At 58.4% G+C, this 11,751-nt stretch carries 10 protein-coding genes; 7 read left to right on the forward strand and 3 right to left on the reverse strand.

The genetic code is table 11. The features are described 5' to 3' along the window. Positions 1-267 precede the first annotated feature (267 nt). The 4 genes from SLW75_RS19465 (at position 268) to SLW75_RS19480 (ending at position 6,439) form a co-directional block, all read left to right on the forward strand. Positions 268-2,190, forward strand: coding sequence for a PrkA family serine protein kinase (locus SLW75_RS19465; protein WP_065991332.1), 1,923 nt, complete (start codon positions 268-270; stop codon positions 2,188-2,190). A gap of 118 nt (positions 2,191-2,308) precedes the next feature. Beyond that, entirely contained in the window at positions 2,309-3,580 is a 1,272-nt protein-coding gene (locus SLW75_RS19470; RefSeq protein WP_074886967.1) for a YeaH/YhbH family protein, read from the forward strand. After that, entirely contained in the window at positions 3,577-5,139 is a 1,563-nt protein-coding gene (locus tag SLW75_RS19475; RefSeq protein WP_133775468.1) for a SpoVR family protein, read from the forward strand. The genes SLW75_RS19470 and SLW75_RS19475 overlap by 4 nt, the downstream gene beginning before the upstream one ends. A 70-nt stretch (positions 5,140-5,209) precedes the next feature. Continuing rightward, entirely contained in the window at positions 5,210-6,439 is a 1,230-nt protein-coding gene (locus tag SLW75_RS19480) for a multifunctional CCA addition/repair protein (protein WP_410935208.1), read from the forward strand. A 47-nt stretch (positions 6,440-6,486) separates the two neighbouring features. Here SLW75_RS19480 and folK read toward each other — a convergent pair whose 3' ends face one another. Both folK and folB read right to left on the reverse strand, forming a co-directional pair. Then, entirely contained in the window at positions 6,487-7,014 is a 528-nt protein-coding gene (gene folK / locus SLW75_RS19485; RefSeq protein ID WP_296309170.1) for a 2-amino-4-hydroxy-6-hydroxymethyldihydropteridine diphosphokinase, read from the reverse strand. After that, complete coding sequence (folB, locus tag SLW75_RS19490; RefSeq protein WP_065991327.1) at positions 7,005-7,358, reverse strand: dihydroneopterin aldolase; 354 nt, start codon at positions 7,356-7,358, stop codon at positions 7,005-7,007. Before folB ends, folK begins: the two co-directional genes overlap by 10 nt. A 74-nt stretch (positions 7,359-7,432) precedes the next feature. Between folB and plsY the strand changes: the two genes are divergently transcribed. Beyond that, on the forward strand, positions 7,433-8,002 hold the full coding sequence (plsY, locus tag SLW75_RS19495; RefSeq protein WP_065991326.1) for a glycerol-3-phosphate 1-O-acyltransferase PlsY: 570 nt from the start codon (positions 7,433-7,435) through the stop codon (positions 8,000-8,002). Between the two features lie 47 nt (positions 8,003-8,049). Here the strand turns inward: plsY and tsaD are convergent, their stop codons facing one another. Then, positions 8,050-9,075 (reverse strand): tRNA (adenosine(37)-N6)-threonylcarbamoyltransferase complex transferase subunit TsaD, encoded by a 1,026-nt coding sequence (gene tsaD, locus SLW75_RS19500; RefSeq protein WP_065991383.1) that lies wholly within the window; start codon positions 9,073-9,075, stop codon positions 8,050-8,052. 196 nt (positions 9,076-9,271) lie between these two features. On the opposite strand from tsaD, the gene rpsU reads away from it, so the two are divergent. Together rpsU and dnaG are read left to right on the forward strand one after the other, a co-directional pair. After that, a complete protein-coding gene (gene rpsU / locus SLW75_RS19505; protein WP_002551877.1) occupies positions 9,272-9,487 on the forward strand; it encodes a 30S ribosomal protein S21 in 216 nt (71 codons plus the stop codon). Positions 9,488-9,749: 262 nt separating this feature from the next. Then, a complete protein-coding gene (gene dnaG / locus SLW75_RS19510; RefSeq protein ID WP_065991325.1) occupies positions 9,750-11,717 on the forward strand; it encodes a DNA primase in 1,968 nt (655 codons plus the stop codon). Positions 11,718-11,751: the final 34 nt, after the last annotated feature.

Below are 11,751 nucleotides of genomic sequence, written 5' to 3' on the forward strand. Positions count from 1 at the left end.
CCGCTATCCCGCGTCCTACGCGGGCTCGCGCCCTCTTCTGACGAACGGGTATGCCCTCTTCATACCCATCGCTTCTTTCTGTGCCCGAATCCGAACTACTCTTAGGCTCAGGCCATCCGAATCAGGGGAGAGCCGGTACACCGGCGCGTGGGTCATCGGTCGCTACTTTTATGGTGTTTGGGGGGTAATGGCAGCCGCGTGATCGGCTGCCATCCAGCATCAACTGACGATCCGCCGCCGGCTCCACGTATCGAGCGAGGTGACGTCATGAGTATTTTTAGCCACTTCCAACAACGCTTTGAATCGACACGGCAGGAAGAGCTCTCGCTACAGGAGTATCTGGAGCTCTGCAAAACCGACCGCAGCGCATACGCTTCCGCCGCAGAACGTCTGCTGATGGCCATCGGTGAGCCTGAGTTGTTCGACACGTCGACCAATTCGAGGCTGTCCAGAATCTTCTCCAACAAGGTCATTCGGCGCTATCCCGCGTTCGAAGAATTCCACGGCATGGAAGACTGCATCGAGCAAATCGTCTCGTACTTCCGCCACGCCGCCCAAGGCCTTGAAGAGAAGAAACAGATCCTTTACCTGCTCGGCCCGGTAGGCGGTGGTAAATCGTCCCTGGCTGAAAAACTCAAATCGCTGGTTGAAAAAGTACCGTTCTACGCCATCAAAGGGTCACCGGTTTTCGAATCCCCTTTGGGCCTGTTCAAACCCACCGAAGACGGGACGATCCTCGAAGAGGACTACGGCATCCCGCGCCGGTACCTGAACACCATCATGTCGCCATGGGCGACCAAACGGCTGGCCGAGTTCGGCGGCGACATCAGTCAATTCAAAGTGGTGAAGCTCTACCCTTCCATCCTTAACCAGATTGCCGTCGCCAAAACCGAGCCCGGTGACGAGAACAACCAGGACATTTCGGCGCTGGTGGGTAAGGTCGATATCCGCAAGCTCGAGGAATACCCGCAGAACGACGCCGACGCTTACAGCTATTCGGGCGCACTGTGCCGGGCCAACCAGGGCCTGATGGAATTCGTGGAAATGTTCAAGGCGCCGATCAAGGTGCTCCACCCGCTGCTGACCGCCACTCAGGAAGGTAACTACAACAGTACCGAAGGCCTGGGCGCGATTCCGTTCACCGGTATTTTGCTGGCCCACTCCAACGAATCGGAATGGCACAGCTTCCGCAACAACAAGAACAACGAAGCGTTCATCGACCGGATTTACATCGTGAAGGTGCCGTACTGCCTGCGCGTTAATGACGAGATCAAGATTTACGACAAGTTGCTGTTCAACAGCTCTCTGGCCAAAGCCCATTGCGCGCCGGACACCCTGAAAATGCTCGCGCAGTTCACCGTGCTGTCGCGGCTTAAGGAGCCTGACAACTCCAACATCTATTCGAAGATGAGGGTGTACGACGGCGAGAACCTCAAGGACACCGACCCGAAAGCCAAGTCGATTCAGGAATACCGCGACAGCGCCGGTGTCGACGAAGGCATGAACGGTCTCTCGACCCGATTCGCGTTCAAGATCCTGTCGAAGGTCTTCAACTTCGATCCTCACGAAATTGCCGCCAACCCGGTTCATTTGCTGTACGTCCTGGAGCAGCAGATTGAGCAGGAGCAGTTTCAGGCCGAAACCCGCGAGCGTTATTTGCGCTTCATCAAGGAATACCTGGCGCCGCGCTACATCGAGTTCATCGGCAAGGAAATCCAGACCGCCTACCTCGAGTCCTACAGCGAATATGGACAGAACATCTTTGACCGCTACGTGCTGTACGCCGACTTCTGGATTCAGGACCAGGAATATCGCGATCCGGAAACCGGCGAGATCCTCAACCGGGTGGCGTTGAACGAGGAACTGGAAAAGATCGAGAAACCGGCAGGTATCAGCAACCCGAAAGACTTCCGCAACGAGATCGTCAACTTCGTGCTGCGCGCCCGCGCCAACAATAACGGCAAGAACCCGACCTGGCTGAGCTACGAGAAGCTGCGGGTGGTGATCGAGAAGAAGATGTTCTCGAATACCGAAGACCTGCTGCCGGTCATCAGCTTCAACGCGAAGGCCAGCAAAGAGGATCAGCAGAAGCACAACGACTTCGTCACACGAATGGTCGAGCGGGGCTACACCGATAAACAGGTAAGGCTTCTTTCCGAATGGTACCTGCGGGTCCGGAAATCGCAGTAAGGCAGCTGCAAGCGTCAAGCGACAAGCTGCAGGAAGAAAGCGCGTCAAATCTGCTACCCGGATAGCCGCTTCTACTTGCAGCTTGCAGCTCACCACTTGAAGCTCCCCGGAGGGGCCTATGAGCTATGTGATCGACCGACGTCTCAATGGCAAGAACAAGAGCACGGTAAATCGGCAGCGGTTTCTGCGTCGTTACCGTGATCACATCAAGAAGGCAGTTGAAGAAGCCGTCAGCCGGCGCTCCATTACTGACATGGAGCACGGCGAACAGATCAGTATCCCGGGGCGGGATATTGACGAGCCGGTGCTTCATCATGGTCGCGGCGGCAAGCAAACGGTGGTTCATCCGGGTAACAAGGAGTTCACCACCGGTGAGCACATCGCACGCCCCCAAGGGGGTGGCGGTGGCAAAGGGCCTGGCAAGGCGGGCAATTCAGGCGAAGGCATGGATGAGTTCGTGTTCCAGATCACCCAGGAAGAGTTTCTCGAATTCATGTTCGAGGACCTGGAGCTGCCCAATCTGGTCAAGCGCAACCTGAGTGGCACTGACACTTTCAAAACCGTTCGCGCAGGCATCAGCAACGAAGGCAACCCTTCACGGATTAACATCATCCGCACGTTGCGCTCGGCACATGCGCGGCGTATCGCGCTGTCCGGCAGCAGCCGGGCCAAGCTGCGGCAGGTGCAGGCCGAACTGGAGCGCCTGAGGATCGAGGAGCCGGATAACTTCGGTGACATTCAGGAACTGGAAATCGAGGCCGCGAAACTTCAGGCACGCATCCGCCGTGTCCCGTACCTGGACACCTTCGACCTCAAATACAACCTGCTGGTCAAACAGCCCAACCCCAGCTCCAAAGCCGTGATGTTCTGTCTAATGGACGTTTCCGGGTCGATGACCCAGGCGACCAAGGACATTGCCAAGCGCTTTTTCATCCTGCTGTACCTGTTCCTCAAACGTAACTACGACAAGATCGAAGTGGTCTTCATCCGCCACCACACGAGCGCGCGGGAAGTCGACGAAGAGGAGTTTTTCTATTCTCGGGAAACCGGCGGCACTATCGTGTCCAGCGCATTGAAGCTGATGCAGGAGATCATGGCCGAGCGCTACCCCACCAACGAATGGAACATTTACGCAGCCCAGGCCTCGGACGGCGACAACTGGAACGATGACTCACCCATTTGCCGCGACATCCTGATCAAACAGATCATGCCGTTCGTGCAGTACTACACCTACGTCGAAATCACCCCGCGCGAACATCAGGCGCTGTGGTTCGAATACGAGCGCATCGGCGAAGCCTTCGCCGACACGTTCGCCCAGCAGCAGCTGGTCTCTGCCGGTGATATCTATCCGGTGTTCCGTGAACTCTTCCAGCGCAGGTTAGTGACATGACCGCTAGAGAGCAGAAGCGCCAACCCCTCTCCACGGGTTCAGAGTGGACGTTCGAACTGATCCAGGCATACGACCGGGAGATCAGCCGCATCGCCGAACGGTACGCGCTGGACACTTACCCAAATCAGATCGAGGTGATCACCGCCGAGCAAATGATGGATGCCTATGCGTCCGTCGGCATGCCGCTGGGTTATCACCATTGGTCCTACGGCAAGCACTTCCTCAGCACGGAGAAATCCTACTCGCGCGGGCAGATGGGTCTGGCTTACGAGATCGTCATCAACTCCGACCCGTGTATCGCCTATCTGATGGAAGAGAACACCATCTGCATGCAGGCGCTGGTGGTGGCCCATGCCTGCTACGGGCATAACAGCTTTTTCAAAGGCAACTACCTGTTCCGCACCTGGACCGACGCCAGCTCGATCATCGATTACCTGGTCTTCGCCAAGCAGTACATCATGCAGTGCGAAGAGCGCCACGGGATCGACGCGGTCGAGGATTTGCTCGATTCCTGCCACGCGCTGATGAACTACGGCGTGGATCGCTACAAGCGGCCCTACCCCATTTCGGCTGAGGAAGAACGGCGCCGCATGAAGGACCGGGAGGAGCACCTGCAGAAACAGATCAACGATCTGTGGCGCACGATTCCGAAAAGCGCGAGCAAGAACGACAAAGAGGATTTCTCGCGTTTCCCCGCCGAACCTCAGGAAAACATCCTTTACTTCATCGAAAAACACGCGCCGTTGCTGGAGCCCTGGCAGCGTGAAGTCGTGCGCATCGTGCGCAAAATCGCCCAGTATTTTTACCCGCAGCGTCAGACCCAGGTGATGAACGAGGGATGGGCGACGTTTTGGCATTACACGCTGATGAATGATCTGTACGACGAAGGGCTGGTGACTGACGGCTTCATGCTGGAATTCCTGACTTCCCACACCAGTGTTGTCTACCAGCCGGGCTTCGACAGTCCTTACTACAGCGGTATCAATCCCTACACGCTGGGGTTTGCGATGTATCAGGACATCCGGCGGATGTGCGAGCACCCGACCGAAGAAGACCGCCACTGGTTTCCTGATCTGGCCGGCACCGACTGGCTGACGGCGGTGAAGTTTGCGATGAGCAGCTTCAAGGACGAGAGCTTCATCCTGCAGTACCTGTCGCCCAAGGTGATTCGTGACCTGAAGCTGTTCAGCATCCTGGACGATGATCAGAAGGACGACCTCCTCGTGCCCGCCATCCACGATGAAACCGGCTACAAGGTGATTCGTGAAACCCTCGCCGCGCAATACAACCTCGGCAACCGCGAACCCAACGTGCAGATCTACAGCATCGACCGTCGCGGCGACCGCTCCCTGACCCTGCGTCATCAACAGCACGACCGCAAACCCCTTGGCGATTCGACGGACGAAGTGCTGAAGCACCTGCACCGGCTGTGGGGTTTTGATATCCATCTGGAGACGCTGCAGGGCGACCAGGTCATGAAAGTCCACCATGTGCCGCCGAGAAGCGAACACGCTGACAGTGAATATCCCCGGCTGGACCTGGCGGTCGTCCACTTATAAACCATGAGCGTTTCCAGCCTCCGCGATCGCGACTTAAGGTTTATCCTGTCGCCCTCACGGAGGCTTTTTTATGCAGATTTATAAAGTTGGCGGCGCAGTACGCGATCGCCTGCTTGGCAAACCGGTCACTGACATCGACTGGGTGGTAGTGGGTGCATCGACTGAAGAGATGCTGGTAAAGGGCTACCGCCCGGTGGGAACGGATTTTCCCGTCTTCCTGCATCCGCTCACCGGTGAGGAATACGCGCTGGCTCGCACCGAGCGCAAGACCGGCAAGGGATACGGCGGCTTTGTTTTTCACGCCCACCCGGACGTCACGCTGGAGCAAGATCTGATCCGCCGCGACCTGACCATCAATGCTATTGCCGAAGACAAGAACGGCCAGCTGACTGATCCCTATCATGGCCAGCAGGACCTCGAAGCCCGAGTGTTGCGTCACGTTTCCCCCGCGTTCGCCGAAGATCCCTTGCGCGTCCTGCGTGTGGCCCGTTTTGCCGCGCGCTATGCCCCCGACGGTTTCACCATTGCTCCGGAAACCCTCGAGCTCATGGGTCAGCTGAGCGGTTCGGGTGAACTGGAAGCGCTGACACCGGAACGCAGCTGGAAGGAAATTTCCCGCGCGCTGATGGAAAAAGAGCCTCAGGTGTTCATCGAGGTCCTGCGTGAATGTGGCGCCCTGAAAATACTCATGCCAGAAGTCGACGCGCTGTTTGGCGTGCCTCAGCCTGAAGCCCATCACCCTGAAATCGATACGGGCTTGCACGTCCTCAGCGTGTTGCATCAGTCCGCCCTGCACCGCCAGCCGCTAAGCGTGCGCTGGGCGTGCTTGCTGCACGATTTGGGCAAGGGACTCACGCCGCAAGAGGAATGGCCCCGCCACATCGCCCATGAGCACAAAGGGCTCAAAGCGATCAAGGCAATGAACCAGCGTTTTAAGGTGCCAAGGGACTGTCAGGAACTGGCGCTGCTGGTGGGCGAATACCACACCCACGGCCATCGCGCGCTGGAATTGAAGCCGTCGACATTGCTGGACTTGCTGCAGAGCTTTGACGTGTATCGCCGACCGCAGCGTTTCGAGGAATTCATCGCCGCCTGCGAAATGGACGCCCGAGGCCGCAAGGGGTTTGAGGAGCGCACGTACCCGCAAGCCGAATATCTGCGCGGCGCGGCTGAGGCGGCCCGGCAAGTGGCGGTTCAGCCGCTATTGGAGAAAGGTTTTCAGGGCCAACAACTGGGCGAAGCGCTCAAGCGGGAGCGGCTGGATACGCTGAAGGTGTACAAGGCGTCTTATCAGCGCTAAGCCGCTGAGTTGGCTGCGGCTCAGTCGGCGCCCTCTCAGCCGCCTGTTTACACCGCAGCCAGCAGGAGGGCCGGGGTGAGTGGCTCGCCACGCCATTCGAAGGCAACCGGCCAGAGTTTCTGATCGATGTTCGCGTCGGCCCAAAGCTGGGCAAACGAGACGCCGGCCTCAGGGTGCAGGCGTTGCGGCGCGATCAGCGACAACGGCCACAGCACGAACGCATTTTTGAGGATTTCGGCGCGGGGCAGAATCAGGCCGTCGAAGTTGCCGACCTGCTCGCCATACAGCAGGACATCAATATCCAGCGGCAAACCTTTGCGATCAGGGGCATAACGCCCGTTATCGGCTTCGATGAATTTGAGGCGGCGGTCCAGTTCAGTCAGCGGCAGATCCGTCAGTGCCGAAACCACCAGATTGAAAAACGGCCCGCTCTTGATCCCCACCGGATGACTTTCGAACACCGGCGAGCAGGTCATCTCGGTGAGGAAGCCGGCAAGCGCGTCGAGGCCGGCGCACAGATGGCGCTCCCGCTCGATATTGCTGCCCAGTCCCAGAAAAATCCGTGTCAGCGACATCCGCGCTCGATCTCCACCCCAACGCCCTTCGCCGCTGGCACGGCTCCCGGCTTGGTCAATTTGAGGTGCAGCCAGGGAATGTTGAACTCACTCATGAGCACTTCGGCCAGACGCTCGGCAAAGGTTTCAACCAGTTGGAATTGAGAGACTTCGGCGAACGCCTGAATCCGCGCGGACACACTGGCGTAATCGAGCGCTTTGCTCAGGTCATCGCCTGCGGCTGCAGGCCGATTGTCCCAGGCAAAACTCAGGTCCAGACGCAGGCACTGGCGAATGCCACGCTCCCAGTCGTAGGCGCCGATGACGGTATCGACCTCCAGACCTTCAATGAAAACTCTGTCCAAGCCTATCTCTCCGCTGCACGACAAGGGCGCAATGCGCCGTTAGAATCAAGGCAACCTCGCCCGGAATGGTTAGCATGTTTTGGTTACTGGCGGTCCTCGCCTACCTGCTCGGCTCACTGTCCTTCGCCATCCTGATCAGCCGCATAACCGGTCGCCCGGACCCGCGCGCCAGTGGGTCGGGCAACGCCGGCGCCACCAACATGCTGCGCGTGGCCGGCAAGAAGCTCGCGGTGCTGACCTTGGTTGGCGACGTCTGCAAAGGCATGATCCCGGTGCTGATCGCCAGAGCTCTGAGCCTCGACCCACGCCTGCAAGCCTGGATCGGTCTGTGCGCCGTCCTGGGGCATCTGTTCCCGCTTTACTTTCGTTTCCGCGGCGGCAAGGGCGTGGCCACGGCCGCCGGCATGTTGCTGGCCTTGTATCCGCCAGCTGCCCTGCTCGCCATCGGCGCCTGGCTGCTGACGTTCTACCTCACTCGCACCAGCTCACTGGCGTCGTTGATCGCCACGCCGCTGACGCTGCCGCTGCTTGCCTGGCAGGAACCCCACGCCTTGCTGCCGATGAGCGTACTGACGCTGCTCATCGTCTGGCGCCATCGGGGCAATCTACGCGACCTGTTTGCGGGGCGCGAACGGCATTTCTGAAACGACACCTGTCAGAGGCCCAACCCGTGGCTTGCGCTGCCTTGCCATTAAAGACCTGGCAGCTGCTCCATTGGCCAGCGCGCCTGCACGGTAATGCTCAGACTTTCCCTCTGCCCTGCCTGCAATCGCTGGCAGCCGGCAAAGGCGATCATCGCGCCGTTGTCGGTGCAGAACTCGGGCCTCGCGTAATAGACATTTCCGCCCAGGCCTTCGAGCATCTGTTCCAGCGACAGGCGCAACGCCTTGTTTGCGCTCACGCCGCCGGCAATGACCAGACGTTTCAACCCGGTCTGCTTCAGCGCGCGTTTGCACTTGATGGTCAAAGTGTCCACCACCGCCTGCTGGAAGGCCAGTGAGATGTCGCAACGGGTTTGCTCGCTGTCGTCCCCGGCGCTCTGGCACTGCTGCCAGGTGTTCAGGGAGAAGGTTTTCAGGCCGCTGAAGCTGAAATCCAGCCCGGGACGATCCGTCATCGGACGCGGAAAGACAAAACGCCCGGCCACACCGGATTGCGCCAGACGGGAAATCTCCGGACCGCCAGGGTAATTCAGGCCCATCATTTTCGCGGTTTTGTCGAAGGCTTCGCCGGCGGCGTCGTCCAGGGTCTCACCCAGCAGCTCATAAAGACCAATGCCATCGACGCGAACCAGCTGCGTATGGCCGCCGGAAACCAACAAAGCGACGAACGGAAACTCAGGAGGATTTTCCTCCAGCATCGGTGCGAGCAAATGCCCTTCCATGTGGTGAACACCCAGTGCCGGGATGTCCCACGCGAACGCCAGAGCCTGTGCGCACGAGGCACCCACCAGCAGGGCCCCGACCAGCCCGGGGCCAGCGGTGTAGGCAATGGCATCGATCTCGGTCACGGCGCAGTCGGCCTCGGCCAACACCTGACGAATCAAGGGCAGCATGCGTTTTACATGGTCACGCGAGGCAAGCTCCGGGACCACGCCGCCATAGACGCGGTGCAGGTCAATCTGGCTGAATAATGCATCGGCAAGCAGCCCGCGTTCGCTGTCGTACAGCGCGACACCGGTCTCATCGCAGGAAGTTTCCATTCCCAGTACTAGCATGGGGTACGCCTTGTGGAGGCTGAATTCGAAGGCGCGCATAATAGTCACCGCTCATGCCTGCGACCAGTGCTTTTCGATCAGAGGCTTTGCATTCCGCGAAGCAAGGGGTTAACATCCGCAACCCTTAAAAACCGACGTACTTAGTGCAAGCGTTGCAATAAGCGTTGACCCCGGTAATGAATGAAGGTAGCTCTGGATGCCAGCCGTCAAAGTTAAAGAGAACGAACCCTTCGACGTAGCTCTGCGTCGTTTCAAGCGCTCCTGCGAAAAAGCCGGTGTTCTGGCTGAAGTTCGTAGCCGCGAATTTTACGAGAAGCCGACTTCTGAGCGTAAGCGTAAAGCAGCAGCTGCTGTTAAGCGTCACGCCAAGAAAGTACAGCGCGAACAGCGCCGCGCCGTTCGTCTGTATTAATACAGACGTCTGACGCAAGCTTCTGCCTTGCCCGGCCTTCAAAGCCGGGCTGTCGGCAGTTGCAGTTCTAGCCTCAAGCAACACTGTTCAAGCAACACAAGACAGAGGCTGTTGACGCCGCAGATGCGACCGAGACAAACCCCGTCGATTTCTTCCAGCCTGATTCAGGCCGCGTTGACCCGTCTACACTGACCAAGCAACCGTCGTTACGGTTTGGATTCGCCACGATCTTTCTGGCGGGGCGCCTGATGATGAGAACGCCATGGCCGGACTGATTCCCCAAGGTTTTATTGACGACCTCCTGAACCGCACCGACATCGTCGATGTTGTCAGCTCACGCGTTCAATTAAAAAAGACCGGCAAGAACTTCAGCGCCTGTTGTCCTTTCCATAAAGAGAAGACACCGTCGTTCAGCGTCAGCCCGGACAAACAGTTTTATTACTGCTTCGGTTGTGGCGCGGGTGGCAATGCCCTCGGCTTCATCATGGACCACGACAACCTGGATTTCCCCCAGGCCGTCGAAGACCTGGCCAAAGCCGCCGGGATGGAAGTTCCTCGCGAACAAGGCGTAAAAGGGCAAAAGCCCCGCCAGCCTACTGATTCGCCGCTTTACCCTCTGCTAACCGCCGCCGCCGACTTTTACCGGGCTGCGCTGAAAAGCCATCCAACGCGAAAATCCGCGGTGGAATACCTGAAAGGCCGTGGCCTGTCAGGCGAGATCGCCCGCGACTTCGGACTGGGCTTCGCCCCTCCTGGCTGGGATAACCTCTACAAGCACTTAAGCAGCGACACCCTTCAGCAGAAGGCGATGATCGACGCTGGCTTGCTGATCGAAAACGCCGAAACCGGCAAACGCTACGACCGCTTTCGCGACCGGGTGATGTTCCCCATTCGCGACAGCCGCGGCCGTGTGATCGCATTTGGCGGGCGGGTACTGGGCGACGACAAGCCTAAATACCTGAACTCTCCTGAAACCCCGGTGTTTCATAAGGGTCAGGAGTTGTACGGTTTATTCGAAGCTCGCAAATTTAACCGTAACCTGGACGAGATTATCGTCGTCGAAGGTTACATGGACGTCATTGCACTGGCCCAACAAGGCTTGCGCAATGCCGTTGCGACACTGGGTACGGCGACCAGTGAAGAGCATTTGAAGCGGCTGTTTCGTGTGGTACCGAACGTGCTGTTCTGCTTCGACGGCGACCAGGCTGGCCGAAATGCCGCCTGGCGTGCACTGGAAGCAACGATTCCCGGCTTGCAGGATGGCCGGCGCGCGAGGTTTCTGTTTCTGCCCGAAGGGGAAGATCCCGACACCTTGGTGCGCGCCGAAGGCACTGACGCGTTCAAGGCGCGAATCAACCAGCACGCACAACCGCTGGCCGACTATTTTTTCGAGCAACTGACCAAGGAGGCCGATCCGCGCTCCCTGGAAGGCAAGGCGCATATGGTGACGCTGGCCGCGCCGCTGATCGAAAAAGTGCCGGGCGCCAATTTGCGCGAATTGATGCGTCGGCGCCTGAAAGAAATCACCGGGCTGGACACCGCTGCGGTCAACCAGTTGATGCAGTCTGCGCCGGCGGAAGCTCAGCCCAGCTACGATCCCGGCTTCGATTACGAGGCCGTGCCGGATTACGGCGATTACCAGCAGCACGACTATCAGGCGCAGCAGGAATGGACACCGAACGCGCCGGGCGGTCAGCAGAAGAAATGGGACAAGAAGCCGTGGGACAAAGGCAAGAAATGGGACAAGAACGGCAAGCGTCCTGATTTCGAACCTCGCGGTCCACGCACACCGGCGACGGTAGAGCCACCGGCGCTGACAGCACTCAGAACGCTACTGCACCACCCTGAGCTGTCGGCACAGGTCGCCAACGCCAGTACGTTCGCCGATGAAGAAAACGTTTATTCGCAGCTTCTCGTGGCACTGATTGACGCTACACAGAAAAACCCGAAGCTGCGCACGATGCAGTTGATTGCCCGCTGGCATGGCACCGATCAAGGACGATTATTGCGTCAACTGGCGGAAAAGGAATGGCTGATATCGGCCGATAACCTTGAACAACAGTTTTTCGACACTATAACTAGCTTGTCTGCCCGCCAACGCGAGCGACATCTGGAGCAATTGATCAGGAAGGAACGGCAGTCAGGCCTGAGCGCAGAAGAAAAAGTTCAGCTGCTCAACCTGTTAAATCGCAAAGTTCCTGCACAAACCCCGACCTCAACTGGCGTGTGAGGTCATAGCTCGGGTATAATCCCCGGCTTGTTTT

Source organism: Pseudomonas sp. W5-01 (assembly GCF_046540435.1).
GTDB classification, from domain to species: Bacteria; Pseudomonadota; Gammaproteobacteria; order Pseudomonadales; family Pseudomonadaceae; genus Aquipseudomonas; species Aquipseudomonas graminis_B.